The organism is Sphingopyxis sp. EG6, assembly GCF_003609815.1.
Lineage (GTDB): Bacteria > Pseudomonadota > Alphaproteobacteria > Sphingomonadales > Sphingomonadaceae > Sphingopyxis.
Map to the genome: position 1 here is coordinate 1,183,068 of NZ_AP017603.1, position 25,857 is coordinate 1,208,924.

The window sequence follows — 25,857 nt, forward strand, 5'->3', positions numbered from 1 at the left end:
ACTGACACGTCCTTAGCCGTTCGCGTGTCGCTGGCAAGAGGTGAGCGAAAAGCGTCCGATGAAACAAAAATGTCACGATATTGACGTGCAGCTGTCATCTACTCGTCATAACAGCGCCACCAGATTGTCACCTTGTCCAACGGAGCAACTCCCTCATGCGCCACGCCCTGACCGCCGCCCTCCTGGCGACGTCGATGTTCTGCCTGCCGACGGCCGCGCGCGCGCAGGCGATGACCGCTGAGGAAGCGGCGCAGCTGCGCGCCGAGCTGGCGGCGCTCAAGGCGCAGGTGCAGACGCTCGAAACGCGGCTCGATGCCGCCACAGCGCAGTCGGCGCCTGCTCCAACGCCAACGCCGGTGCCGCCCTCGGTGGCCGCAAAACCCGCGACGGAAATCAGCTGGAAGGGCGCTCCCGAAATCAAGACTGCCGACGGCTGGAGCTTCAAGCCCCGCGGGCGCGTCCAGCTCGACCTCGCCGGCGTCGATACCCCCGCCGGGGTCACCGGGGTGCGCGGCGGCACCGCGACCGAATTTCGCCGCGTCTATCTGGGCGTCGACGGCAAGATCCCGGGCGGTTTTGCCTATCGCGTCGAAGCCGACATCGCGAATGGCGAGGTCGAACTCACCGACGTCTATCTAAGCTATGGCAAGGGGCCGCTGACGGTCACCGCAGGGCAGGTCAAACCGTTCAACGGGCTCGACGACATGACGAGCGACCTGTTCACCAGCTTCATGGAACGCGCCGCGTTTGTTCAGGCGTTCGGCTTCGAACGCCGCGTCGGGCTGTCCGCACAATATAAGGGCAAGGCGCTGCTGCTGCAGGGCGGGGTGTTCGGTGACAATGCCGCCGACCTCACCGACAGCAACCACAGCTTCGGCGTCGACGGGCGCGCGGTGTTCATGCCGAAACTCGGCGACACCCAGCTGCATCTCGCCGCGTCGGGCCACTGGCGCGACCCGAACGACCCCGCCGCGACCGTCCGCTATCGCGCGCGGCCGTTCGTCCACACCACCGACGTCCGCCTGGTCGACACCGGCCTGCTCGACGTCGCCAGCGAGCGCGGGCTCGGGCTGGAGGGCGCGGTGATTGCGGGGCCGTTCCACGCCGCGGGCGAGGCCTTTTGGCAGACGCTGAAGCGCCGCGGCGCCGCCGACCCGACCTTCTTTGGCGGCTATGCCGAAGTCGGCATGGTGCTGACCCCCGGCGACGCGCGCGGATACAAGGACGGCGCATTCGACCGGTTGAAACCGTCGAAGCCGATCACCGCGGGCGGCATCGGTGCAATCGAAATCAACGCGCGCTACGACCATCTCGATCTCAATGACGGCGCGATTGTCGGCGGGCGGCAACAGGCGGCGCTGATCGGGCTGGTGTGGGCGCCGATCGAATATATCCGCATCACCGCCAACTACGGCAAGCTGTGGATCGACAATGCGCGCGTCGCTACCGCGGCTGGTGAGCGCAGCTATACGGCCGATACGTTTGGCCTCAGGACGCAGGTCGATTTTTGATCGGGAAGGCGGCTTTGCGGTGGGGCGGGGACGGTAAATTTTTATCGTCACCCCGGCGAAGGCCGGGGTCTCACCCTCTCGGTTTACCGCCCCGGCGAGATCGTGTTTCAGAGTCACGTGCCTCTGAACACCCTTCGCCGGGATGACGATGCTATAGATACTCCTTGTGGCGAAGCCATGGGGGAGTCGCAGACGGCGCGCAGCGCCAGCGGGACCGCTTGCGAAGCAAGGGGTGGAGGGGCCGCAACGGTAGCGCCAAAGCCCCTCCGTCAGCGCTCCGCGCTGCCACCTCCGCATCGCTGCGCGACAGGGAGGATCGCCGCCCACAACCGGTCGTTGCCACACCTTCGTCATCCGGGATCAAGCCTGTCCTGAGCCTGTCGAAGGGTCCAGTGATGGACGACCACATCCAGCCAGCTTCCGCTCTCCGCCTCCGTCGCACCCGAACCGGTACAGAAATTTCCTTCCGCCGCGCTTTCGGCAGCTTATGAGCATGACGATAAGCGCGTTCGTTGGCCTGCCCTGTCAACGCGCGTCCGACCATTCCGATGGAGCCTGAGATTGATCAGAGGTCTTTTGTGCGTCGCCCTTGCGGGCACGGTTCTGGCAAGCTGTTCCGACGTTGCGGGTGGGCAAGCTTCGGCTTCCGCGGCGCCCTCGGTCGCCGCCCAGCGCGGCGACGGACTGCCTTATGAAATTCCGGATACCGAGGTCTGGGATGTCCCCGACCCGGTTTCGGGCCGCGACTATCAGTTGTTTGTCGCGCTGCCTCAATCCTATGGCACGCAGCCCCAGCGGCGCTACCCCGTCCTTTACGTAACCGACGCCGACTATGCCTTTCCCGTAATCAGGCAGATCGCACGGCGCCTGAATATCGAACGCGCCACGCTCGACGAGTTCATCCTTGTCGGCCTGTCCTATGCGAAGGGGGAGGGCGGTGCGCAAAGTCGGCGGCGCGATTACACTCCGACGCCGAACGGACCCAGCACCGCGCCGAGGGACGCGGTGCATGGCAAGTCGGTCGCCTACACCGCCTATGTCCGCGATCAGGTGCTGCCTTTTGTGGCGGCACGCTACCGGACCGATGAAAGCCGCCGCCTGTTCCTTGGCCACTCATATGGCGCGCTGTTGGGGTCGGAAATATTGTTCAGCGAGCCGCGTCTGTTTAGCGGCTATATCCTGGGCAGCCCGTCCTTCTGGTACGATCGCCACCATATGGCGGGGCGCGAAAAGGCCTATGCCGCGACGCACGACGACCTTCCGGCCCGCGTCTATATGTATATCGGCGAATATGAAGAGATGCGACCGGGCGATCCGCGCTATGCCAAGGACGTCAATATGGTGACCGACACCCGCAACATGGATCAGGCGCTACGGTCGCGCAAATATCCGTCGCTCCGCATGGAGGTCGAGGTCCTGAACGACGAAGATCATTTCACCATCGCGCCGCGCGGATTCACCCGCGGGTTGAAATATCTGCTCCCCGCCAAGGCAAAGTGAAGCTCGACCGGATCAGCTGATTTTCCCCGCATCCAGCGCATAACCCGCTGATCGCACCGTCCGGATGATGTCGCTGGTACCCGGCAGGTTGATCGCCTTGCGCAGCCGCCGGATGTGGACGTCGACGGTGCGCAGTTCGATGTCGCTGTCCTGGCCCCACACGCTGTCGAGCAATTGCCCGCGCGAAAAGACGCGGCCCGGATGCTCCATGAAATGGCGGAGCAGGCGGAATTCGGTCGGCCCCATATTCACCGTCTGACCATTGCGGATCACCTTGTGCGCGACCGAATCGAGCTCGATGTCGGCATAGGTCAGCAATTCGCCGGCGAGCGCCGGGCGCAGGCGGCGGAGCACCGCCGACACGCGCGCGACCAGTTCGCGCGGGCTGAACGGCTTGGTCACATAATCGTCGGCGCCGGTTTCGAGGCCGCGGATGCGATCCTCTTCCTCGCCGCGCGCGGTCAGCATGATGATCGGCACATTCGCCGATTTCGGGTTGCGGCGGAGGCGGCGGCACACTTCGATACCGGGCAGGCTTTCGATCATCCAGTCGAGCAGGACGATGTCGGGGACGCGCTCCTCGACCAGCACCAGCGCCTGTTCGCCGTCGGGCGTCTGCCGGACCGAAAAGCCCTCGCGCGCGAAATGCCAGACGATGAGCTCGGCGATTGCCTCGTCATCCTCGATCAGCAGCAGGTCGGGCTGCGGCATCAGCCTTGCTCCTGCTCCGCGGCGCCATCTTCGGGTTGCTCACCGCGCTCGCGCTCCTCCATATGTTCGCCGGTCACGACATAATAGACCATCTCGGCGATGTTGGTCGCATGGTCGCCCATCCGCTCCAGGTTCTTGGCGACGAACAGCAGGTGCGCGCTTTCTGAAATATATTTCGGATTTTCCATCATGAAGGTGACGAGGGTGCGAAAGATGCTGTTGTAGAAATCGTCGACATTCTTGTCGCGCACCGTCACTCGCACCGCCAGTTCGGCGTCGCGCGCGGCGAAACTGTCGAGCGCGTCGTGCACCAGGTCGGCGACGTTGGACGACATCGACATCAGCAGCGGGATCGCCTCGATCGAGCGCGTCTGATCCATCAGCGCGACGCGCTTGGCGATATTCTTCGCATAATCGCCGATGCGTTCGACGACCGACACGATCTTCAGCGCCGCGATCATTTCGCGCAAATCGTCGGCCATCGGTGCCCTGAGAGCAATCGTCTGGACCGCCAGCTGTTCGACTTCAGCCTCCAGCGCGTCGATCTTCTTGTCGTCGCGCACCACTTGTGCGGCGAGGTCGAGGTCGCCCTGTTTCAGCGCGGTCATCGCCTGGAGCAGCGCCTGTTCGGCGCGGCCGCCCATCTCGCTGATCAGCCCACGCAGGCGGTTGAGGTCTTCATCGAAGGCCTTGACCGTATGATCGTTCGTTAATGCCATCACTGTCGTCCTGTTGCGCTACGGATCAGCCGTAGCGGCCGGTGATATAGTCCTTGGTGCGTTCCTGCTTCGGGTTGGTGAAGATGTCGGTGGTCTTGCCATATTCGACCAGCGTCCCGAGGTGGAAAAAGGCGGTGCGCTGCGACACGCGGGCCGCCTGCTGCATATTGTGCGTGACGATCACGATAGCATATTTGCCGCGCAGTTCGTGGATCAGCTCCTCGATCTTGGCGGTCGCGATCGGGTCGAGCGCCGAGCAGGGCTCGTCCATCAAAATGACTTCGGGGTCGACCGCGATGGCGCGCGCGATGCACAGGCGCTGCTGCTGGCCGCCCGACAGCGCTGTGCCGCTTTCCAGCAGGCGGTCCTTGACCTCGTCCCACAGCCCGGCGCGGACCAGCGCGCGCTCGACGATCACGTCGAGGTCGGCCTTCGACGGCGCCAGCCCGTGGATCCGCGGGCCGTAGCCGACATTGTCGTAAATCGATTTGGGGAAGGGGTTCGGTTTCTGGAACACCATGCCGACGCGCGCGCGCAGCTGCACGACGTCCATCGACGGCGCGTAGATGTCTTCACCGTCCAGCTCGATCCGGCCCGTCACCTTCGCGCTGGCGACGGTGTCGTTCATCCGGTTGAGCGAGCGCAGGAAGGTCGACTTGCCGCAGCCCGACGGGCCGATGAAGGCGGTGACCAGGTCGGTGCCGACGTCGATCGACACGTCGTTGATCGCCTGCTTGTCGCCATAAAAGACGTTGACGCCCTGCGCCCGCATCTTGGGGTCGGCGATGATGAGATCGTCTTGGGTCATTCAGGTCACCAGCGTTTTTCGAATTTGTTGCGAAGATAGATCGCAAAGGCGTTCATCGACAGCAGGACAATCAGCAGCACGATGATCGCGGCGGAGGTTTTCTCGACAAAGCCCCGGTCGACTTCGTCCGACCAGAGGAAAATCTGCATCGGCAGCACCGTCGACGGCGAGCAGATGCCGCCCGGCACGTCGCCGATAAAGGCGCGCATGCCGACGAGGAGCAGCGGCGCGGTTTCGCCCAGCGCGCGCGCCATGCCGATGATCGTGCCGGTCAAAATGCCGGGGAGGGCGAGCGGCAGGACGTGGTGGAACACCACCTGCACCGGGCTTGCGCCCACGCCCAGCGCCGCATCGCGGATCGACGGCGGCACCGATTTGATCGCGTTGCGGCTGGCGATCACGATCACCGGCATCGTCATCAACGCCAGCGTCAGCCCGCCAACGAGCGGGCTCGCCTGACACAGCCCGAACCAGTTGATGAACACCGCGAGCGCGAGCAGGCCAAAGATGATCGACGGCACCGCGGCGAGGTTGTTGATCGACACTTCGATCAGGTCGGTCCAGCGGTTCTTCGCCGCATATTCTTCCAGATACAGCGCCGCGAGCACCCCGGTCGGGAAAGCGATCAGAAAGGCGATGAAGATTGTCAGCACCGATCCCTTGAGCGCGCCCCAGATGCCCGCGACCGCGGGATCGGTGGCGTCGGCGTTGCGGAAGAAGGGCCAGTGGATGCCCGTCGACAGCTTCCCCTCGCGTTCCAGCGCATCGACCTTGGCGCCGAGCTCGCCGCGCGCGCCTTCCTTCGCCATGATATCGACCGCACTCGCCGCGGGCAGTTCGAACACCGTCTCGCCGTCCAGCAGCGCCGGGTCGTCCTTGATCGCGGTGCGCACCTCTTTCCAGGCGTTCTCCGAAATCAGCTCAGACCCACCGTCGCCCAGCGCCTCGTCGGCGGCAAAGGCGACGATGTCGGCCAGTCCGGCATTCGCGATCACCTGATCGGCGTCGGCATCGTCAAGCCGCGCCTTGTCGACGGTCAGCGGCATCGCCTTGAAATCGATCGGCACCGCGACATTGGTATAGGTAAAGCCGCGCGCGCCGTTGCCGACCATCACGAACAGCAGGAACGCCAGGAATGCGCCCGACAGCAGCACCGCGCCCAGGCCGATCAGCTTGAACCGGCGTTCGGCTGCATAGCGCCCCGCGATGCGCTTCTGCATCGCCGCGGCCTTCCAGTCGGTCGGTGTGGTGTCCCTATTCATAAGCTTCGCGATACTTCTTCACGATCCGCAGCGCGGCAATGTTGAGCAGCAGGGTGACGATGAACAGCACCAGCCCCAGCGCAAAGGCGGCCAGCGTCTTGGCGCTGTCGAATTCCTGGTCGCCGGTCAGCAATTTCACGATCTGCGCGGTCACCGTGGTGACGCTGGCAAAGGGGTTGGCGGTCAGGTTCGCCGAAAGGCCGGCGGCCATCACCACGATCATCGTCTCGCCGATCGCGCGGCTGACCGCCAGCAAGATGCCACCCATCACGCCGGGCAGCGCGGCGGGGATCAGCACCTGGCGGATCGTCTCGTTCGGGGTCGCGCCCAGCGCCAGCGACCCGTCGCGCATCGCCTGCGGCACCGCATTGATGCTGTCGTCGGCCATCGAGGAGACGAACGGGATGATCATCACCCCCATCACGATGCCCGCGGCCAGCGCGCTTTCGGTCGAGGCGTTGGGAATGCCCAGCATCACCGCAAATTCGCGCAAGGCAGGCGCGACGGTCAGCGCGGCGAAATAGCCGTAGACGACGGTCGGCACCCCGGCCAAAATCTCCAGGATCGGCTTGACCCAGCGGCGCACGACCGGCGCGGCATATTGGGTGAGGTACACCGCGGTCATCATCCCGATCGGGATCGCGACGATCATCGCGATGATCGCACCGATCAGGACGGTGCCCCAGAACAAGGGAATGCCGCCGAACGTATCGTCGACCGGCGCCCCGCTCTGCGGCGCCCAGTTGGTCCCGAACAACAGCTCCATCGGTGATACCAGCTGGAAAAAGCGGATCGATTCGAACAGCAGCGACAGCACGATGCCGAAGGTGGTCAAAATCGCGACGAGCGACGCGAGCAGCAGCACCGCCATCACGATCCGCTCAACCCGCGTCCGCGCCCGGAAATCGGGTTTGATGCGCGTGAATGCATACAGCCCGCCCGCCAGCGCCAGCGCCAGCATCGCCGCGATGCCGATCCACGCATATTTATGCGCCGCATCGGCATAGGGCTGGACCAGCGGCGCCGCGGCGGGCAGCCGTACCGCGTCCTGCTTGCCCTGCGCGACGCTGCGCGCATCTGACAGGATCGCCCCGCGCTCGAAACCAAAGGCGGGCAGGCTCTCGGCCGCCTCGCTCGCCAGCACCTCGTTGGTGATCAGTCCCGGCGACACCGACGACCACACCGCCAGGAACAGCGCCGCGGGCGCGAACAGCCACAGCGCGACATACCAGCCATGATATTGCGGCCGCGAATGCAGCTTCGCCCCCGCACGCCCCGCAAGCAGGTTCGACCGCTGCCGACCGGCAATCCAGCCGATCAGGGCGAGGCTCGCGATCAGGAGTAACAGGGCGGCGGCGTTAAAGGTCACTTGGTCCTCATCTTGCGGTGCGCCGCGGGTGCGCCAAAAAACCGTAGCCCTGAGCCTGTCGAAGGGCGCCTGCCGATCAGGCGCTTTCCTGCGAGGCGCCCTTCGACAAGCTCAGGGCTACGGTGAATTTGCAACAGCCTTTGCTCAGCGAGCATGGCAATTTGGTGACGTCCAAAAAAAAGCGGTGGCCGGACCGGGCAAGCCCCATCCGGCCACCGGGGGGGAAACCTACTTCAGCTCGGCACCGTTGAGCGCGGTCATGTTCGTGCCGTTCGCCGCCGCGGCGTCCGCGATCGGCTTCGGCGACACGATCAGCCCCTTGGCGTTCAGATAGCCGCCGTCGCTCGCGCCCTTCAGGAACTCGGCGACAAATTCGGCCAGCCCCGGGACGACGCCGACATGCGCCTTCTTGATGTAGATGAACAGCGGGCGCGAACCCGGATAGCTGCCGTCGGCGATCGCCGCGTAGGTCGGCGCGACGCCCTGCACCGGCACCGCCTTGATCTTGTCCTTGTTCGCATCGAGATACGAAAAGCCGAAAATGCCCAGGCTGGTCGGGTTCTTGTCGAGCTTCGAGATGATGAGGTTATCGTTCTCGCCCTGCTCGACATAATAGGGCGCGCCGCGCAGCGCGGTGCACACCGCCTCATGCTTGTCCTTGTCGCTGTCCTTCAGCGCCTTCATCTCGGGGTTCGCATCGCAACCGCGGCCCAGGATCAGCTCCTTGAACGCGTCATAGGTACCGCTGGTCGACGGCGGGCCGAACACCGAAATGGCGACCGCGGGCAGCGCCGGGTTGACGTCTTTCCACGTCTTGGCGGCGTTGGGCTTGCCATAGGGGTTGGCGGCCAGCGCCTTGTACACATCTTCTTCGGTCAGCTTGAAGCCGGGGCCGCGCGTCGCTTCGCCCAGCGCGATGCCGTCGATGCCGATCTGGACTTCGACGATGTCCTTGACGCCATTGGCGACGCAGGTGTCGAACTCCTTCTTCTTGATCCGGCGCGAAGCGTTGGCGATGTCGGGGGTGTCGCCGCCGACGCCCGAACAGAAGCGTTCAAAACCGCCGCCGGTGCCGGTGCTGTCGATCTTCGGCGTCTTGTTGCCCGTTGCTTCGGCGAACTTCTCACCGACCGCGGTGGCAAAGGGATAGACCGTCGACGATCCGACCGCACTGATATAATCGCGCGCGCCGCCACCCGACGAAGCCTGATCCTGACAGGCGGAAAGCGCCAGCGCGCACACGGCGGCGCCCACGACGCCAAGGGTGCGGGGCGCGAATTTCTGAGCCATGGAAAATCCTGTTGATGGGGGTCGTTACCGAACCAAGCCACCACCCCCGCGGCGACTCGCTGAGCGCCATTTGGGGGTTTTGTGTGACGTGTTTGTGACAGGGAGTGTCATGGAAGTGTAATGGGACAGGGGGGTGGTTCCGCCTAATGTGGCCAGAATGAATGGAGTGCCGCTTGACGAACCCCAAATAGTTATTCATCAGAATAAAATGCACGTGTGTGCTAGCCGGGGTTCGGAAATTACAATGCAGTTATGACGCGGATTTGTAACGCCCTTCGCAACAGACCCCCTGACTATCGGGCCTCGGCGACCCTTCTAAAATGGAAGAGGTAATCCGGAAGGAAATTGAGCGTAAAGCTCGGAGGATTCTCGACAAGCAGCGCCATACGGAGCACGCGTCGATAAAGCATGCGAAGCGGTTTACGAAAAGAACGGGCAAACCTTCAACCGCCGCAACTCTGAAAGATCCTTCCTACTGGGAATATGACACCCAGTTTGATCCAGCCTATTGCATTAGGCACTCCAAATTTCTGGCCAGAGTGATCTGGCGTAAAATTCAGAATGGCTCATATGCGCCGAAGCCAGCGATTTTATTCAAAATCCCGAAACCTGACGGCGGCGTGCGAGAGATAATGCAATTTGCCATTCCGGATTCGGCAATAGCAAATATTTTCCATAGGAAACTAACGTCAAGAAATAAGGGGCTGTTTTCATCTTACTCCTTTGCATACCGTCCGGATAAATCGATATTTGAGGCGATAATTCATCTTCAGAGAATGATGCAGCCGTCTAAGACGTTTATACTTCAATACGATTACAGAAAGTATTTTGACACTATAAATCATAAATACTTAGAAAAGCTAGTATATGATGGGCCGTTTGTAGTTTCGTCGGCAGAACGAAATGCAATTAGTGCGTTTTTGAAGCATGACTATGACGAGTATGCGTCTTGGCAGACTATGAAGTACCAAAAGCGGTCGGTTGGAGTGCCGCAAGGTAGCTCCTTGTCTTTGTTTCTATCGAACATTGCCGCTCACGAACTTGACATGGAATTAGAGAAACTTAATGGTTCGTTCGTTAGATTCGCAGACGATGTGATCGCTGTCGCCCATTCGTATTCTGATGCTCGGCAAATTGAGCTCAAATTCCGGGAGCACTGCGAAAAGACCGGTGTCTCGATCAATTTCGAAAAATCCCACGGTATTCAACTGTTATCGGGGCGAGATTCTGACGATAAACGATGGTTTTTCGTTTACGGAGATGACGGGGGCCAACTCAACAAAGCGGAGTTCGTCGATTTCTTAGGCCATCGTGTCTCCTCCGAATCTATAAATCTGACCGCTAAAGCAGTGAAGAGAATTAAGAAGAGAATTAGCCGAATAATAAATATTCATCTTATTCTATACGCCAGAAAATCGCCGCCTTCGCCCATTAACCCAGATAGGCTAGGAAGCGAGGCGAAGGATTGGGACCTCGTGACGTGTCTAAATGAAATAAGAAGATATATCTACGGAGGGCTTCGAGAATCCGATTTGATGAATTTTATCGAAAAGGATAAAAAACTCCGATTTGTTCGAGGATTATTGGCTTTTTATCCTCTAGTGACTGATCCCAAAACATTGATAGAACTAGATGGTTGGCTGAAAAGTGTTATAAAGCGTGCAATTCGAGAGAGAAATCGACTTATCGCTGGACAAGGGCTTGATCCTTCAAAGCTTTATGCTGTGACGGAAAATGAACTCTTAGATGGCTCTTGGTACAAAGCGGACGTACCGAATGAATCAATTTTACCAAGTTTTGTTCGCGGATGGCGCGCCGCAAGGAAATTCTATAAACGCTATGGCTTGAGCGAAATTCAGAGCCCGAGCTACTACACAGCGATTTCTCGATATACATGAGCCGAGATCGGCGACCAATGATCCTCATCACCGGCCACGTCATCCTGACCCCCGAGCATCGCGAGCGCATGATCGCGCTCGGCGCCGAGCATAGCGCGCGGTCGCGCTCCGAACCGGGGTGCCTGGCGCATAACTGCCATGTCGATGTCGAAAACCCCGACCGCCTTGTCTTTGTCGAGGAGTGGGCGGATCTGGCCGCGGTGCGCGCCCATTTCGCGGTCCCCGCGTCGGGCGCCTTCGTCGCCGAAATGCGCGCCCTCTCGCCGCAGCCGTCGGTGATCCGCATCTATGCCGCCGAGGATGTCACCGCGAAGCTGATGGGGTGACCTGATCCGCCGCTCCCTTCGGGGTTGGGTTGGGGGAGGGCATGGGGCCAGGGGCTGTGGGTTGGTTTACCGGCCCTCCCCAAATCCCTTCCGCAAGCGGCGGGGCGAAAAACCGCTGTCCTACAATATTTTGCCGTGGCACCATCGCTTTGGCCTTTCCTTTGGGCGATCCGCGCGCCACCGCGATCCGTGTTGGCGGGCGGCGCCGGCGAAGCGGCTTAGGGTCAGGACCCTAAAGCCACAAAGGACACATTCCGGCGCCGCGCATGCGGGGCTTTTGTGGCTTTAAGCGGGGCAGGGCGTCGTTTCGGGGAATGGCCGGGGGGCATATGAGCGGGTTTGAATTCATCTTTTCGCTGTTCGGGCTGATCCTCGGCCTCGCGCTGGCCGAAGGGTTGGGCGGGCTGGCGCGCGCGCTGAAGGCGTCGCACCGCGTCCGCATCGGCTGGCCGACCGCGCTGCTCGGGCTGTTCGTGTCGTGCGACGTCGTCACCTTCTGGATGTACGGCTGGGCGGTGCGCGACCTGCTGCCCCTCAGCTGGCCGGTGCTGTTCGGCGGCTTTGTCGTCACCGCGCTCTATTTCGTCGCCGCCTCGCTGGTGTTCCCCGACGATCCCGAAGGCTGGGACGACCTCAACGCCCATTTCGACAAACACCGGCGCCAGGTGATCGGCGGGGTGTTCCTGTGCAACGTCGCATTGCTGGGCACCGTCGCCTGGCTCGATGGCGCACCGCCCTTCGACCTGCGTCGGATCATCCTCACCTGGTCTTTCTTCCCCGCCGCGCTGCTCGCGATCGCGACCAAGGACCGCCGCGTCGTGCTCGCCTGCCTGATCTGGCTGATCGCGCTCTACCCGCTGTCAGCGGTGTGGCGTTGAACCGACGGGCCACCCCAAACCCGTTCGTGGCGAGCGAAGTCGAGACACGTGAAGTCGAGCGCGAACGCGACGTGTCTCGACTTCCGGCATAGACGGAAGTTTATCCTGAGCGCCTGCCAAGGCCGTCGAAGGGCTCAACACGAACGGGAACTACAGGTCGTCATGCTGAACTTGTTTCAGCATCCATGGCCGGGCGCCGCCGGAGACGCAGCGTCGATTGCGAGTGCCGACCATGAACCCTGAAACAAGTTCAGGGTGACGAGATGAAAAAGCGAAGGCCGCCTATTTCCCCGCCGCCAGCAACGGCTTCAGATACTGCCCGGTAAAGCTCCGCGGCTCCTTCACCACCTGCTCCGGCGTCCCCGCCGCGACGATCTCGCCGCCCTTCACCCCGCCTTCCGGACCAAGATCGAGGATGTAGTCGGCGGTCTTGATGACGTCCAGATTATGCTCGATCACGATCACGCTGTTGCCCTGGTCGACCAGCTGCTGGAGCACTTCGAGCAGCTTGCGGACATCCTCGAAATGCAGCCCGGTGGTCGGTTCGTCGAGGATGTAGAGCGTCTGCCCGGTCGATCGTCGCGACAATTCCTTGGCCAGCTTCACCCGCTGCGCCTCGCCGCCCGACAGCGTCGTCGCCTGCTGCCCGACCTTGATATAGCCGAGCCCGACGCGCACCAGCATCGCCATCTTGTCGCGGATCGCGGGCACCGCCTTGAAAAACTCCGCCGCATCCTCGACCGTCATGTCGAGCACGTCGGCGATGCTCATGCCCTTGAACTTCACCTCCAGCGTTTCGCGGTTGTAGCGTTTGCCGTGGCACGTCTCGCACGTGACATAGACGTCGGGCAGGAAGTGCATCTCGATCTTGATCAGCCCGTCGCCGGTGCACGTCTCGCACCGTCCGCCCTTGACGTTGAAGCTGAAGCGTCCCGGTTTGTACCCGCGCGCCTGCGCCTCGGGCAGCCCGGCGAACCAGTCGCGGATCACCGTGAAAGCGCCCGTATAAGTCGCGGGGTTCGAGCGCGGGGTGCGGCCGATCGGCGACTGGTCGATGTCGATCACCTTGTCGCAATGTTCAAGCCCTTTCAGGCTGTCGTGCGGCCCCGCGACCATGCGCGCGCCGTTCAGCACGCGCGCCGCGCTGGCATAGAGCGTGTCGATGATCAGGCTCGACTTGCCGCTGCCACTGAGGCCGGTGACGCAGGTGAAGGTGCCGAGCGGGATTTTCGCGGTGACATTGTTGAGGTTGTTGGCGCGCGCGCCCTTCAGCACGAGGTCGAAGCCGTTGCCGGGGCGGCGGTGCTTCGGCACCTCGATCTTCTTCGCGCCCGTCAGATACGCCGCGGTCAGGCTCTTCTTGTTCGCCAGCACCTGCTTCAGCGTCCCCTCGGCGACGATCTCGCCGCCGTGGACGCCCGCGCCCGGACCCATGTCGACGACATAGTCGGCGTGGCGGATCGCATCCTCGTCATGCTCGACGACGATCACGGTGTTGCCGAGGTCGCGGAGTCGTTTGAGTGTTGCGAGCAGCCGGTCGTTGTCGCGCTGGTGCAGGCCGATGCTCGGCTCGTCGAGGACGTAGAGTACGCCCGACAGCCCGCTGCCGATCTGCGAGGCGAGGCGGATGCGCTGGCTTTCACCGCCCGAGAGCGTCCCCGACGTGCGGTTGAGGTTGAGGTAATCGAGCCCGACATTGTTGAGGAAGCCGAGCCGCTCGTTGATCTCTTTCAGGATCGCCTTGGCGATCTGCTTCTGCGTGTCGTTCAGCTTCTCGTCGAGCGCGCTGAACCAATGGAGCGCGTCCGCGACCGACCGCTGCGCCGACATGCTGATGTCCTCGCCCGCAATCTTCACCGCCAGCGGTTCGGGGCGCAGCCGCGCGCCATGGCACGTCTCGCACGGCTGCGGGGTCTGATATTTGCTCAGCTCCTTGCGCATCCACGCGCTCTCGGTCTGGAGCAGGCGGCGGTTGAGATTTCCGATGACGCCCTCGAACGCCTTATGCGTCGTATAGCTGCGGCGTCCGTCCTTGAAGGTCAGCTCGACCGGCTTGCCGCCGCTGCCATAGAGGATGATCAGCTGCACCTCGCCGGGCAGGTCCTGCCACGGCGTCGTCAGGTCGAAGCCATAGGCTTTGCCCAGGCTTTCGAGCACCTGCATATAATAAGGCGAGGGCGGGTTCGATTTCGCCCACGGCACGATCGCACCCTTTTTCAGGCTCAGCGCATGGTTGGGGACGACGAGATCGGGGTCGAACTCCTGCCGCTCGCCGAGGCCATCGCACGCGGGGCAGGCGCCTTGCGGCGCGTTGAAGCTGAACAGCCGCGGTTCGATCTCGGCGATCGTGAAGCCGCTGACCGGGCAGGCGAATTTCTCACTGAAGATCAGCCGGTTCGCCGGAATGCCCGCGCCCTTCATCGCGCCGCCGGTGTCTTCCTCCTCGCGCCCCGGCACCGGCCCGTCGGCGAGGTCGACATAGGCGAGCCCCTCGGCGAGCTTCAGCGCGGTCTCGAAACTGTCGGCAAGGCGTGTGCCCAGCCCTTCGCGCACCGCGATGCGATCGACGACGACCTCGATGTCATGCTTGTACTTCTTGTCGAGCGCGGGGGCGTCGCCGATCTCGTAAAATTCGCCGTCGATGCGGACGCGCGTGAAGCCGTCCTTCTGCCACTGCGCGAGCTCCTTCTTATACTCGCCCTTGCGGCCGCGGACGACGGGGGCGAGCAGATAGGCGCGCGTGCCCTCGGGCAATTCCATCACGCGGTCGACCATCTGGCTGACCGTCTGCGCGCTGATCGGCTCGCCGGTTTCGGGCGAATAGGGGATGCCGACGCGCGCCCAGAGCAGGCGCATATAGTCGTAGATTTCGGTGACCGTTGCGACGGTCGAGCGCGGGTTGCGGCTCGTCGTCTTCTGTTCGATGCTGATCGCGGGCGACAAGCCGTCGATATGCTCGACATCGGGCTTCTGCATCATCTCCAGAAACTGGCGCGCATAGGCCGACAGGCTCTCGACATAGCGCCGCTGCCCCTCGGCATAGATGGTGTCGAACGCCAGCGACGATTTGCCGCTGCCCGACAGGCCGGTGATGACGATCAACGCATCACGCGGCAGGTCGACGTCGACGCCCTTCAGATTATGCTCGCGCGCACCGCGCACTTTGATGTGGGTGAGACTCATGGGAGGAGTATGTTCCAGATTTGTTCTTATGGCGCAAGGGCGCGTTTCGACCCGGCTCTCCCCGGTAGATAGGATGCGTGGACACCGCCCGCAATGCGGGGAATTTCCACCAACATCACAAAGGCTTCGACCAGCGTCATGCCGCTCGCTTGACCCTGTGGCGGCGCAGGCGGACAGTCGGACCATGGCCGTCGTCCGGTTTCGGGCGGCGCGGGGACACAGGGAGACTGGGGAATGATCAAATTTTTGGGCGGGGCAGCGGGCCTTGCGATCGCAATCGCGCTATCGACGGCACCGGCAACCGCGAGGGAAGCGGGGCCGGGCGCATCATTGCATGCGGGTGGCGCGGACGAAGGTGCGGGTGACGCGGAATCGCTGAAGGCACTGACCTTTGGCACCTGGGGGGTCGATCTCGGCGCGCGCGACCCGAATGTGAAGCCCGGCGACGATTTCGACAAATATGCCAACGGCGGCTGGTTCGCGCGGACCGAGATTCCGTCGGATCAGGCGTCGGCGGGCGTCGATTACGACGTTTACAACCTGACCCAGCGCCAGCTGCGCGCGGTGGTCGCCGGGGCGCCGGCAACGAGCCAGGTCGGCGGGCTTTATCAGAGCTTCATGGACGAAACGCGGGTCGAGGCGCTGGGCGCCAAGCCCCTGCTGGCCGACATCGGCGCGGTCAGCGCGATCAACGATAAATCGGCCATGGCGCGCTTCATGGGCGGGACGCAGGGCGGCTTCGGTGCGACGATCGTCAGCGGCGGTCCCTATGCCGACACCGCAGACCCGACGGTCAATGTGCTATGGCTGGGGCAGGCGGGGCTTGGCCTGCCCGAGCGCGATTATTATCTGAGCGACGGTTTCAAGCCGCAGCGCGACGCCTATCGCGCCTATATCGCGCGGACGATGAAGATGGTGGGGAACGCCGATCCCGAAAAGGCCGCCGATGCGGTGATGGCGTTCGAGACCGAGATCGCGAACGTCAGCTGGGCGATCGCCGATCGCCGCGACATCGGCAAGATCAACAATCCGATGTCGTCCGACGAACTCGCCGCCTATGCGCCGGGGCTCGACTGGACTGCGTGGTTTGCGGGGGCGGGTATCGCACCGCAAAAGCGCATCATCGTCAACGAAAAGACCGCGGTGCGCGATATTGCGGCGCTCTACGCCCGCACGCCGCTCGACACGATCAAGCTGTGGCAGCAGTTCCATGTCGCGAACAGCGCCGCGCCCTATCTGTCGAAGGCGTTCGTCGACAGCCGGTTCGAATTTACCAAGGCGCTGAGCGGGGTTGGCGAACTGCGCCCGCGCTGGAAACGCGGGCTGACGCTGGTCGATGGCAGCCTGGGTGAGCTGGTCGGCGAAACCTATTCGACGCAATATTTCCCCGCGAGCGCGAAAGCGAAGATGGAGGTGCTGGTCGCCAATCTGAAGCTGGCGATGGGCGACCGCATCCGCGCCAACAGCTGGATGGCACCCGCGACGAAGGACGCGGCGCTGGCCAAGCTTGCCAAGATGGACGTCATGGTCGGCTATCCCGACAAATGGCGCGACTATGCGGCGCTCCGGATCGATCCCACCGACCTGTATGGCAATGTGAAGCGCAGTTCGGCATTCGAATATGCCTATGCGCTGGGCGACCTCAACAAGCCGGTCGACCGCAAGAAGTGGGCGATGAACCCGCAGGAAGTGAACGCCTATAATGGCGGGCTGGAGAACAAGATCGTTTTCCCGGCGGGCATCTTGCAGGCGCCCTATTTCAGCGAGAGCGTCGATGATGCGGTCAATTATGGCGCGATCGGCGCGGTGATCGGGCACGAAATCATCCATGGCTTCGATGATCAGGGCCGCAAGATCGACGCCGACGGCGCGGTGCGCGACTGGTGGACCGCCGAGGACGCGGCGAAGTTCGACGCCGCGGCCAAGGCGTTCGGGGCGCAATATGCGACCTATGAAGCCGCGCCGGGATCGTTCATCAACCCTGACTTGACGATGGGCGAGAATATCGCCGATCTCGCGGGACTCGAGGTCGCGTATGACGCCTATCAACGCTCGCTCGGCGGCAAACCCGCGCCGGTGATTGACGGCCTGACCGGCGACCAGCGCTTTTTCCTGGCCTTTGCGCAGGCGTGGCGCACCAAGCAGCGCGAGGATGCGATCAAGCAGCAGGTGGCGAGCGATCCGCACAGCCCCGCGCGGTGGCGTATCATCGGGCCGGTGCGCAATGTCGATGCCTGGTACAAGGCGTTCGGCGTCCAGGCGGGCGCCAAATATTATCTGAAGCCAGAAGAACGCACCCGGATCTGGTAGTCCTGAGACCCCTTTCTCAGGATTGGGCGGGGGCGGCGTCATGCCGTCCCCGTACCGCCATCGCGATCAGCGACAGCGCCGCTCCGATAATCACGAACAGCGCAGGAAAGCCGCCCAGTACCGACATCATGCGGATGCCGTCGATGCCGCCGCTCGCGACGAGCACCAGCGCGACCAGCCCGACGGTGATGCCCCAGACGGCTTGCACCCACAGCGGCGCTTCCGGCGTTTCGGGCGAGATACCTTGCGTCGACAGCGCGCTCATCGCAGAGACATTGGCGTCGGCCCCTGCGACATAGGACAGGAAGATCGCGAACAGCACGACCGCCGCGACGCCGGGGCCGCCGCCGAGCGCGCTGAACAGGCGGAACAGCACCGGGTCGGGACCCTGCGCGGTCAGGATCGCGTAGAGGCTGGCGCCGCTTTGCTGGTCAAGCGCGATCGTTGCGCCTGCGATCGCGGTCATCCACACCGCGCCGAACAACGACGGCAGGAGCAGATTGTAGAGGATGAAGGCGCGGACGCTATAGCCGACGGCGAGACGGCCGAGAAGCAGCGCGGTCACCGGCGCCCAGGCGAACCAGTTGGCCCAATTGAAGATCGTCCATTGCCGGTGCCAGCCCGTATCGACGTCGAGGCCAAGGTTGCGGGGGATGAAGGTCTGGAAATAGTCGAAGGTACCGCGTAGCGCGAGGTCGAACATCCGCGCGGTCGGGCCCGCGAGCAGCACAAAGGCGATGATGGCGAAGAATATCCACGTGTTGAGTACCGAGAGCCCGGCTATCCCCTTTTGCAGGCCCGTCGCGGCGGAGATCAGGAAGCTGCCGACGATCGCCGCGGCGATCGCCCAGCGGAGCGCGTTGCCGCCTGAAAATCCGCCAATCCCCTCGATCCCGCCTGCCAGCGCGAGCAGTCCGGCGCCGAGCGAAGCGGCCATGCCCGCGACGAGGGCGTAGAGGCAGAGAATGTCGATCCCGGTGCCGACGGGGCCGTGCGCGCGCGGCCCGAGGAGGGGGACGAACAGCGACGACAGGCTGAACGGTTCGCGGTGATTGTAATAGACGAGCGCGAAGGCGAGCCCGGCGACGGTGTAGATGGCATAGGGCGTCAGCGTCCAGTGGAGGAACATCGTCGACATCGCAAAGGTTGCGGCGGCGTCGCTGCCGGGGGTCAGCCCGAGCATCGCGGGCGGATCGTTGAGGTGGAACAGCGGCTCGGCGGCACCCCAGAACAGGATGCCGGTCGCGATCGTGGTACAGAGCGTCACCGCGAACCAGCGCCAACGGCCAAGGATCGGCTTCGCATGCGGACCGCCGATGATGCGCCCGCCAAGTGGAGAAAGTGCGATACCGGCGAGCAGCGCGAGAAAGGCGAGGCCGGACCAGGCGAACAGCGGCGAAAAATGGCGCAAGATCCAGTCATTGATCGCGACCTCGGCGGCGAGCACGGCGGCGCCCTGCCACAGGCTGAGGCCCACCGCCGCCAGCAGCACCGCGAGCGGGGCGAAAAAGACGGCGCGGTTGAGCGGGTGCTTTGGCAATGCTGGCAAATCGGCGTCCGATCGGACAAAGTGCGGCGGGGCAGCATGGCCCCTGGCCTTGCGAAGGTCAATCAACGGGCAGTGATCCGGGCTGGAACGCCCGATGCAGCCATGCGTTGGACCGCCAAAGCGATGGATTGAAGGAGAGACTTCGATGAAAAAGATCATTCTGGCGGCAGCTACCGCGATGGCACTGGTCGGCACCGGACAGGTTGCAGCGTTTCAGGCGCCGGTCGCGACGCCCACCGAAGCGCCCGCAGCGCAAACCAAGCTGCCCGACGGCACGACGGCCGAGGAACGGTCGAACACCGCACGGCTCAATGCCGAACAGGCGGCGCGCGCCAAGGCCGAAATCACTACTTATGAGCAGGAAGTTTCGGCAGTGGCGCAGCAGGTCGCGCATGACCAGGCCGAGTTCGCCGAAGAAACCGCTGCTTACGAAGCCGAAAAGGCGCGTGTCGCGGCCATGTCGGCCGAAGAACGGATGAAATGGGAGGCCGATGTCGCCGCGTGTAAAGCGGGCGACACGACGCGCTGCGCCAAACCGGTCGCGCCGCAGCCGCGCTGATCAGTCAATATTGCGGCGGCAGCGCCGACGTTTCCGCGGCGACCGGTTCGTCGTCCGCCACGCTGGCGGGCACAATCGCGGGAGCCGTCACGACGCGACGTGCCTCGCGCGGCGGCGGGTCCGGAAAGCGGCCGCCATAGCGATAGCCGTCATCGGGTTCGTCCGGTGGCGGCGGATCGAGGTCGACCGCGCCCAGCTCGCGAAACTCATGACTCATCCGGTCTTCGCGATCGGCGCGGAGGCGCGCGGCGACGCCGTAGCTGTCGCGGCAATCGGGACAGGGCGCCGCACCGCCGACGGGCGCCGCCGCGGCTTCGGGGTTGGCGCTGAGGTGCGAATAGGTCGCGGGTTCGCCCATTCCGCCGATCGATCGCGTTCCAACCGCCATCTCGCCGAGCAGCATCCCGGCAACGACCCCGGCCAGCGCCGCCGCGGACCAGCGGAACAGCCGGACACCGCGATGACGACTCGCGACGAAAGATAATTTCTTTGGCACGGTGCGATTTGGTCATGTGCGGGCGCCGGATGCAAGCGTGACGCCATCAAATTGCCCGCCTCTCGTCCGTTCGTCGACGGATGAACGGCTTTCGTCCGGTAATCGACCGGCCTTTCGCTCCGATCGATCCAAACGCGATTCTGATGACGTCTAGGGAGTATCACGGTTGTGCGGGATGCGGAGGTGCTGGTCTCCCCGGTCCAGAAACTCCGTGTCCCGCATCATCCCCCAAGAGAGGACTCCCCCATGGCGAAACTTTCCCTGATCCTGCTGACCGCGCCGATCGCGTGCGTTGGCCTGAGCGTCCCGGCCTTCGCGGCTGACGACGAAGACACACAGCGTAGCGTCGTCGTGCGCTATGACGACCTGAACCTGACGAGCGTGGAAGGGCGCGACCGGCTGAACGCGCGGGTCAAGTCGGCCGTTCGCAAGGTTTGCGACAGCCGCCCCAACTACCGCCAGACCTTGCACGAGCGGGCATTGTCGCTGGAATGCGAAACCGCCACGCTGGCCGACGCCGACGTGAAGCTCGCCAGCCTGCTGAATGGCGACGGCACTCGGTTGGCCGATCGCGGCAAGACGATCACGGTCGCCGCGCCCTGACGGTGCGGAACGCGCCAACCAAAAAGGCGGTCATGCTGGAACAGCATGGCCGCCTTTTTCGGTTCAGGCGTGCATGATGGACTTGACGTCGTGGAGATAGGTGCGGCCGACGCGGTGGATGCCGCCATCGCCCAGATCGACGCTCCAAGCCCCGTCGCCATGATGTTTCAGCCCGACGATCCCGTCGCGGCGAACCATTTTCGAGCGGTGAATGCGCATGAACTGATCGGGGTTCATCCGCGCTTCCAGTGATTTGATGGTCTGATGAATGAGCCAGCTGCGCGCGCCGACATGCAGCCGCATATAATCGCGCTCGGCCTCGATCAGATCGACCTGGCCCGCGTCGATACGCAGCATTTCGCCGCGGTTCTGAACCCAGAATTCGTTGATCCATTTGCTCTTTTGTGTCGGCGCGCGCTCCGCCGCGCGCCATTCGCGCACCCGCGCAAGCGCGCGGGCTAGGCGGTCGGGCGACACGGGTTTGAGCAGATAGTCGACCGCCGCGACGTCGAAGGCGGCGACCGCATATTGGTCGAACGCGGTGACAAAAATCACCGCCGGCGGATTGTCGAGCCGGTCGATCGCGGCGGCGACCTCCAGCCCGTTGAGATCGGGCATCGCGATGTCGCAGAGGACGAGGTCGGGGGCGAGCGCGTCGACCATGCGGAGCGCCGAGGCGCCGTCGCTGGCGGTGCCGACCAGCGATACGCCGTCCTGCTGGCCGGTCAGGATCTGCAGGCGTTCGATCGCCAGCGGTTCGTCATCGACGATCAGGGTACGCAGCGTCTGGATCATCAGCGAGCCTCTCGTGATAATGGCAGCCAGAGCGACACGACGAAGCCGCCATCGTCTGACGGTCCCCACTCGCACCCTGCGGTCGGACCATAGCGCGTGAGCAGTCGTTCGCGAACATTGCCGAGTCCGAGCCCGGTTCCCGACGCCGGGGTCGGCGCCTTGGGATCGATGTCGTTGTCGATGCGCAGCACCAGCAGCCCATATTCGGCGCTGGCGTGCAACCGGATCGCGATTTTGCCCTTGGTCGGCGCGACGCCATATTTGATCGCATTTTCGATGATCGGTTGCAGGATCAGCACCGGGACACAGGCGTTTTTCAGCTCGTCGGGCATCGTCACCTCGACCTGCAAACGATCGGGAAAACGCGTTTGCTCGATTTCGAGATACAGGCGTTGCAGCGCGATTTCTTCGTCAAGGCTGACAAGCTGTTCGGGGTCGATCGCCAGGCTGGAACGCAGGAAGGACGACAGGTTCATGATCATCGTCTCCGCCTCGCTCTTCGATCCTTTCAGGACGAGCGTCGACAGTGAGTTGAGCGTGTTGAACAGGAAATGCGGGTTCACCTGATAATGTAGCGCGCGCAGCTGGGCATTTTTGGCTTCCAGCCGGAAATGATTGGCGCGCCGTTCGACCGCGCGCATTTCGTTCGCATAGCCGAAAGCGACATAGAGCGCCGCCCAAACGGCAAAGAAGAAATACCAGCGGATCGAGCTGTCGAGAATCAGGATCGTTTCCCACGCGCCGGGGAACTTCGCCTGCATTTCCTCGATGATCCGCGTCGCTTCGGGAACCGGGAACCAGTAATAGAAGACGAGCAGGTTGACCGATGCATAGACGATCACCAGCGGCACCGCCGCGCCGAGCGCGGCGGCCAGGCGGGCGCCGAAACTCTGCGGCTGCGCGCGTTGCAGCAACTGGTAGAGGACAAAGGTGCATAAAATGCCCGCCACGACCACGATCGCGCGGCGCCAGATCGACGACAGCGGCTCCGCCACGCCGGTCAGCATCGCGAGACCCGTGGTGATGAGGAAATAAATCACCCACATCGCGACGATCGAACCGATCGCGACCCGCGGGTTGACGCGTGCGTCGGAGGCGCGCCAGTCGGGCGCCGCCGCCAACATTTTTGCGCGCTGATCGCGCAGCGCGTCCTTACGTAGAGCCATGTTCATTGCGCCTGCTTTAGCGCCAAAACCTGCGCCGACGCTAGCAGACGGCGGGCCGCCAGTCGAACCCCCGGGCGCTTTGGTCGAAAGCCGGTGCGTCGATCGTCACCCCAGCCGGGCCAGCGCGGCGGTCAGCCGGTCCGCTTCTGCTTCCTTCGCGGCATGATCGGCGCGCGCCTTTTCGACCGCTTCGGGCTTGGCGCGTTCGACGAACGACGGGTTATTGAGGCGCCCGGCGAGGCCGTCGCGTTCCTTGACCGCGGCGGCGAGCGCCTTGGTCAGGCGGTCGCGTTCGGCGGCGATGTCGATGACGCCTTCGAGCGGGACGGTGATCGTCTCACCCTCGACGACGAGCTGCGCCGATGCGCCCGCGGGTGCGGGGTCGAAGCTGATGGCTTCGAGGCGCGCAAGGCGGTCGAGCTGCGCCGCGAGCTTGTCGGTGCGGCCCTTGAGCGACGCCGGGAAATGCGCGGTCAGGCGCGCGCCGGGGGGCAGGCCCAGCTCGGCCTTCGCACCGCGCAATTCGCTGACCAGCTTGATCAGCCAGTCGATATCGGCGCTGGCCTCGGCATCGCGCGCGGCGTTCGGCGCGGGCCATTTGGCGGTGATCAGCGGATAGTCGGCACGGTCGCCCAGTCCGGTCCACAACTCTTCGGTGATGAAGGGCATGAAGGGGTGGAGCATGACGAGGATCTGGTCGAGCACCCACCCCGCGACCGCCTTGGTCTCGTCGTCGATCGCGCCCTTGATCAGCTCGAGATACCAGTCGCAGAAACGATCCCAAGCGAAGCTGTAGATGGCATTCGCGGCCTCGTCGAAACGGTACGCGGCAAAGGCGGTTTCCATCGCGGCGACGGTCGCGGCGACCTCGCCGATGATCCAGCGGTTGACCGGCAGGCTCGCGGCGGGCGCCTCGAAGCTGGTCGAGGCCGAAATGCCATTGGCTTCGCAGAAGCGCGCGGCGTTCCAGAGCTTAGTCGCAAAGTTGCGATAGCCCGCAAGGCGCGCGTCATCCATCTTGATGTCGCGGCCCTGGCTTTCCATCGCCGCCATGAAGAAACGCAGCGCATCGGCGCCATATTGATCGATCAGCCCGAGCGGGTCGACGACATTGCCCTTCGACTTCGACATCTTCGCGCCGTCGGGCGCGCGGACTAGGCCGTGGAGGTACAGCGTCTTCCACGGCACATCGCCCATGAACTCCATCCCCTGCATGGCCATGCGCGCATCCCAGAAGAAGAGGATGTCGAAGCCCGAGATGAGGACGTCGTTGGGGTAGTGGCGTTTGACGAGATCGGTGTCTTCGGGCCAGCCGAGGGTGGCGAAGGGCCAGAGGGCGGAGGAGAACCAGGTGTCGAGCACGTCTTCGTCACGCGTCAGCGCGACACCCGCGCCCGCCTGCGCCTGGGCTTCTTCTTCGGTCTCGGCGACGAAGATGCTGCCATCCTCGGCATACCAAGCCGGAATCCGGTGCCCCCACCACAACTGGCGCGACACGCACCAAGGCTGGATATTCTCCATCCAGTTAAAGAAGGTCTTCTCCCACGTCTTGGGCACGATGTTGATCCGCCCGTCGCGCACCGCCGCCATCGGCGGCTGCGCCAGCGTTTCGGCGTCGACATACCATTGGTCGGTCAGCCAGGGCTCGATCACCACGCCGCCGCGATCGCCGAATGGCGTCTGGATCGTGCGCGGCTCGGCATCCCAGTGCTCGCCAACGTCTTCGCCGTCCGGAACTTCTTTGGTCACCGTGTACGGAATCAGGAAGCCGCCTTCCTTCATCCGCGCCACGACGAGCTCGCGCGCGCCGTCCTTGCCATCGCGCTTGAAGCGGTGGAGTCCGAGATATTCTTCCGGAATCAGCCCGTCGGCGGTCTGGATGACGTTCGCGTCGCCGTCGAGCATGTTGAGCATCTCGCCGGGCTTGAAACCCGCGCGCTTGCCGACGTCGAAGTCGTTGAAATCATGTCCCGGCGTGATCTTCACCGCGCCGCTCCCCAGTTCGGGATCGGCATGTTCGTCAGCGACGACCTTGAAGCGCCGCCCGGTGATCGGCTGCAAAATGTCCTTGCCGATCACGCTCTGGTAGCGCGCATCGTCGGGGTGCACCGCGACCGCCATGTCGGCGAGCATCGTTTCGGGGCGCGTCGTCGCGACCTCGATATAGTCGCGCCCGTCGTCGAGCGTCACGCCATCGGCGAGCGGATATTTGAAGTGCCAGAAGCCGCCCTGCACCTCGTGCGTCTCGACCTCGAGGTCCGAGATCGCGGTTTTCAGCTTCGGATCCCAGTTCACGAGGCGCTTGTCGCGGTAGATCAGCCCCTTTTTGTGGAGGTCGACGAACACCTTGACCACCGCGCGGGTGAAATGCGGATCCATCGTGAACTGCTCGCGGCTCCAGTCCATCGAACAGCCGAGGCGGCGGAGCTGGCCGGTGATCTGGCCGCCGCTTTCGCCTTTCCACTGCCACACCTTCTCGACGAATTCGTCGCGGCTGTAGTTGGTGCGCTTGTCCTGCCGCGCCTCGAGCTGGCGTTCGACGACCATCTGCGTCGCGATGCCCGCATGGTCCATCCCGACGACCCACAGCGCATCCTTGCCGCGCAAGCGTTCGTAACGGACCAGCACGTCCTGCAGCGTGTTGTCGAGCGCATGACCGATGTGCAGTGCCCCGGTGACGTTCGGCGGCGGGTTGACGATCGTGAAGGGGGTGGCATCCGGGCGGTGTGGGCGAAACAGCCCGCGGCTTTCCCACTCAGTGGCCCATTTCGCCTCGATTGCGGCGGGATCGAATGTTTTGTCCATCGGCATAATGCGCCGCGCTTTGCCAGCCATGGTGCGGCGCGGCAAGGGGCAATGGTGCGCTTCGTCATCCGGCCACGATTGTCGTCGCCCCCGCGCAGGCGGGGACCGTTATCGGGCGT

General features: G+C 63.5%; 20 protein-coding genes. 8 read left to right on the forward strand and 12 right to left on the reverse strand.

All coding sequences use genetic code 11. The features are described 5' to 3' along the window. Positions 1 to 155 precede the first annotated feature (155 nt). Both SPYCW_RS05880 and SPYCW_RS05885 read left to right on the forward strand, forming a co-directional pair. A complete protein-coding gene (locus SPYCW_RS05880) occupies positions 156 to 1,511 on the forward strand; it encodes an OprO/OprP family phosphate-selective porin (protein WP_120216007.1) in 1,356 nt (451 codons plus the stop codon). A 561-nt stretch (positions 1,512 to 2,072) separates the two neighbouring features. Continuing rightward, positions 2,073 to 3,011: an alpha/beta hydrolase gene (locus tag SPYCW_RS05885; RefSeq protein ID WP_197715660.1), complete on the forward strand. Its 939-nt coding sequence runs from the start codon at positions 2,073 to 2,075 to the stop codon at positions 3,009 to 3,011. A gap of 12 nt (positions 3,012 to 3,023) precedes the next feature. Here the strand turns inward: SPYCW_RS05885 and phoB are convergent, their stop codons facing one another. The 6 genes from phoB to SPYCW_RS05915 form a co-directional block, all read right to left on the reverse strand. Then, entirely contained in the window at positions 3,024 to 3,722 is a 699-nt protein-coding gene (phoB, locus tag SPYCW_RS05890) for a phosphate regulon transcriptional regulator PhoB (protein ID WP_120216009.1), read from the reverse strand. Continuing rightward, complete coding sequence (gene phoU / locus SPYCW_RS05895) at positions 3,722 to 4,441, reverse strand: phosphate signaling complex protein PhoU (RefSeq protein WP_120216010.1); 720 nt, start codon at positions 4,439 to 4,441, stop codon at positions 3,722 to 3,724. Before phoU ends, phoB begins: the two co-directional genes overlap by 1 nt. A gap of 25 nt (positions 4,442 to 4,466) precedes the next feature. Further along, positions 4,467 to 5,249: a phosphate ABC transporter ATP-binding protein PstB gene (gene pstB, locus SPYCW_RS05900; RefSeq protein ID WP_120216011.1), complete on the reverse strand. Its 783-nt coding sequence runs from the start codon at positions 5,247 to 5,249 to the stop codon at positions 4,467 to 4,469. A gap of 5 nt (positions 5,250 to 5,254) precedes the next feature. After that, positions 5,255 to 6,511: a phosphate ABC transporter permease PstA gene (pstA, locus tag SPYCW_RS05905; RefSeq protein ID WP_120216012.1), complete on the reverse strand. Its 1,257-nt coding sequence runs from the start codon at positions 6,509 to 6,511 to the stop codon at positions 5,255 to 5,257. Then, positions 6,504 to 7,880: a phosphate ABC transporter permease subunit PstC gene (pstC, locus tag SPYCW_RS05910; protein ID WP_120216013.1), complete on the reverse strand. Its 1,377-nt coding sequence runs from the start codon at positions 7,878 to 7,880 to the stop codon at positions 6,504 to 6,506. Before pstC ends, pstA begins: the two co-directional genes overlap by 8 nt. A 228-nt stretch (positions 7,881 to 8,108) precedes the next feature. Beyond that, on the reverse strand, positions 8,109 to 9,170 hold the full coding sequence (locus SPYCW_RS05915; RefSeq protein WP_120216014.1) for a substrate-binding domain-containing protein: 1,062 nt from the start codon (positions 9,168 to 9,170) through the stop codon (positions 8,109 to 8,111). 320 nt (positions 9,171 to 9,490) lie between these two features. Between SPYCW_RS05915 and SPYCW_RS05920 the strand changes: the two genes are divergently transcribed. The 3 genes from SPYCW_RS05920 to SPYCW_RS05930 all read left to right on the forward strand — a co-directional run bounded on the left by SPYCW_RS05920 (position 9,491) and on the right by SPYCW_RS05930 (position 12,272). Beyond that, a complete protein-coding gene (locus SPYCW_RS05920; protein WP_120216015.1) occupies positions 9,491 to 11,068 on the forward strand; it encodes a reverse transcriptase domain-containing protein in 1,578 nt (525 codons plus the stop codon). Positions 11,069 to 11,085: 17 nt separating this feature from the next. Next, entirely contained in the window at positions 11,086 to 11,394 is a 309-nt protein-coding gene (locus SPYCW_RS05925; RefSeq protein ID WP_120216016.1) for a putative quinol monooxygenase, read from the forward strand. A gap of 329 nt (positions 11,395 to 11,723) precedes the next feature. Then, the gene (locus SPYCW_RS05930; RefSeq protein ID WP_120218137.1) at positions 11,724 to 12,272 is read left to right on the forward strand and encodes a hypothetical protein; all 549 of its coding nucleotides are present in this window, start codon (positions 11,724 to 11,726) and stop codon (positions 12,270 to 12,272) included. Between the two features lie 282 nt (positions 12,273 to 12,554). Here SPYCW_RS05930 and uvrA read toward each other — a convergent pair whose 3' ends face one another. Then, on the reverse strand, positions 12,555 to 15,455 hold the full coding sequence (gene uvrA / locus SPYCW_RS05935; RefSeq protein ID WP_120216017.1) for an excinuclease ABC subunit UvrA: 2,901 nt from the start codon (positions 15,453 to 15,455) through the stop codon (positions 12,555 to 12,557). Positions 15,456 to 15,689: 234 nt separating this feature from the next. Between uvrA and SPYCW_RS05940 the strand changes: the two genes are divergently transcribed. Continuing rightward, entirely contained in the window at positions 15,690 to 17,765 is a 2,076-nt protein-coding gene (locus SPYCW_RS05940) for a M13 family metallopeptidase (protein WP_120216018.1), read from the forward strand. Positions 17,766 to 17,781: 16 nt separating this feature from the next. Here the strand turns inward: SPYCW_RS05940 and SPYCW_RS05945 are convergent, their stop codons facing one another. Continuing rightward, positions 17,782 to 19,314: a BCCT family transporter gene (locus SPYCW_RS05945; protein WP_232014846.1), complete on the reverse strand. Its 1,533-nt coding sequence runs from the start codon at positions 19,312 to 19,314 to the stop codon at positions 17,782 to 17,784. Positions 19,315 to 19,459: 145 nt separating this feature from the next. Between SPYCW_RS05945 and SPYCW_RS05950 the strand changes: the two genes are divergently transcribed. Further along, complete coding sequence (locus SPYCW_RS05950) at positions 19,460 to 19,873, forward strand: hypothetical protein (protein ID WP_120216020.1); 414 nt, start codon at positions 19,460 to 19,462, stop codon at positions 19,871 to 19,873. 4 nt (positions 19,874 to 19,877) lie between these two features. On the opposite strand, the gene SPYCW_RS05955 is transcribed toward SPYCW_RS05950, so the two are convergent. Further along, positions 19,878 to 20,369 carry a hypothetical protein gene (locus tag SPYCW_RS05955; protein WP_120216021.1) on the reverse strand — a complete coding sequence of 164 codons (492 nt, stop codon included), beginning with the start codon at positions 20,367 to 20,369 and terminating at the stop codon, positions 19,878 to 19,880. 246 nt (positions 20,370 to 20,615) lie between these two features. Here SPYCW_RS05955 and SPYCW_RS05960 point away from each other — a divergent pair, with 246 nt between their 5' ends. Further along, positions 20,616 to 20,972, forward strand: a complete 357-nt coding sequence (locus SPYCW_RS05960) for a UrcA family protein (RefSeq protein ID WP_120216022.1) — start codon at positions 20,616 to 20,618, stop codon at positions 20,970 to 20,972. Between the two features lie 63 nt (positions 20,973 to 21,035). On the opposite strand, the gene SPYCW_RS05965 is transcribed toward SPYCW_RS05960, so the two are convergent. The 3 genes from SPYCW_RS05965 to SPYCW_RS05975 all read right to left on the reverse strand — a co-directional run bounded on the left by SPYCW_RS05965 (position 21,036) and on the right by SPYCW_RS05975 (position 25,744). Further along, positions 21,036 to 21,767, reverse strand: a complete 732-nt coding sequence (locus SPYCW_RS05965; protein WP_120216023.1) for a LytR/AlgR family response regulator transcription factor — start codon at positions 21,765 to 21,767, stop codon at positions 21,036 to 21,038. Next, positions 21,767 to 22,933, reverse strand: a complete 1,167-nt coding sequence (locus SPYCW_RS05970; RefSeq protein ID WP_232014847.1) for a sensor histidine kinase — start codon at positions 22,931 to 22,933, stop codon at positions 21,767 to 21,769. The genes SPYCW_RS05965 and SPYCW_RS05970 overlap by 1 nt, the downstream gene beginning before the upstream one ends. 105 nt (positions 22,934 to 23,038) lie before the next feature. Next, entirely contained in the window at positions 23,039 to 25,744 is a 2,706-nt protein-coding gene (locus SPYCW_RS05975; RefSeq protein ID WP_172595432.1) for a valine--tRNA ligase, read from the reverse strand. Positions 25,745 to 25,857: the final 113 nt, after the last annotated feature.

Bases quoted from the DNA above. Each gene is read 5' to 3' on its own strand.
- SPYCW_RS05880 (WP_120216007.1), top strand. From the start codon at position 156: ATGCGCCACGCCCTGACCGCCGCCCTCCTGGCGACGTCGATGTTCTGC.
- phoB (WP_120216009.1), bottom strand. From the start codon at position 3,722: ATGCCGCAGCCCGACCTGCTGCTGATCGAGGATGACGAGGCAATCGCC.
- phoU (WP_120216010.1), bottom strand. From the start codon at position 4,441: ATGGCATTAACGAACGATCATACGGTCAAGGCCTTCGATGAAGACCTC.
- pstB (WP_120216011.1), bottom strand. From the start codon at position 5,249: ATGACCCAAGACGATCTCATCATCGCCGACCCCAAGATGCGGGCGCAG.
- pstA (WP_120216012.1), bottom strand. From the start codon at position 6,511: ATGAATAGGGACACCACACCGACCGACTGGAAGGCCGCGGCGATGCAG.
- SPYCW_RS05915 (WP_120216014.1), bottom strand. From the start codon at position 9,170: ATGGCTCAGAAATTCGCGCCCCGCACCCTTGGCGTCGTGGGCGCCGCC.
- SPYCW_RS05920 (WP_120216015.1), top strand. From the start codon at position 9,491: ATGGAAGAGGTAATCCGGAAGGAAATTGAGCGTAAAGCTCGGAGGATT.
- SPYCW_RS05925 (WP_120216016.1), top strand. From the start codon at position 11,086: ATGATCCTCATCACCGGCCACGTCATCCTGACCCCCGAGCATCGCGAG.
- SPYCW_RS05930 (WP_120218137.1), top strand. From the start codon at position 11,724: ATGAGCGGGTTTGAATTCATCTTTTCGCTGTTCGGGCTGATCCTCGGC.
- uvrA (WP_120216017.1), bottom strand. From the start codon at position 15,455: ATGAGTCTCACCCACATCAAAGTGCGCGGTGCGCGCGAGCATAATCTG.
- SPYCW_RS05940 (WP_120216018.1), top strand. From the start codon at position 15,690: ATGATCAAATTTTTGGGCGGGGCAGCGGGCCTTGCGATCGCAATCGCG.
- SPYCW_RS05950 (WP_120216020.1), top strand. From the start codon at position 19,460: ATGAAAAAGATCATTCTGGCGGCAGCTACCGCGATGGCACTGGTCGGC.
- SPYCW_RS05960 (WP_120216022.1), top strand. From the start codon at position 20,616: ATGGCGAAACTTTCCCTGATCCTGCTGACCGCGCCGATCGCGTGCGTT.
- SPYCW_RS05965 (WP_120216023.1), bottom strand. From the start codon at position 21,767: ATGATCCAGACGCTGCGTACCCTGATCGTCGATGACGAACCGCTGGCG.
- SPYCW_RS05970 (WP_232014847.1), bottom strand. From the start codon at position 22,933: ATGGCTCTACGTAAGGACGCGCTGCGCGATCAGCGCGCAAAAATGTTG.
- SPYCW_RS05975 (WP_172595432.1), bottom strand. From the start codon at position 25,744: ATGCCGATGGACAAAACATTCGATCCCGCCGCAATCGAGGCGAAATGG.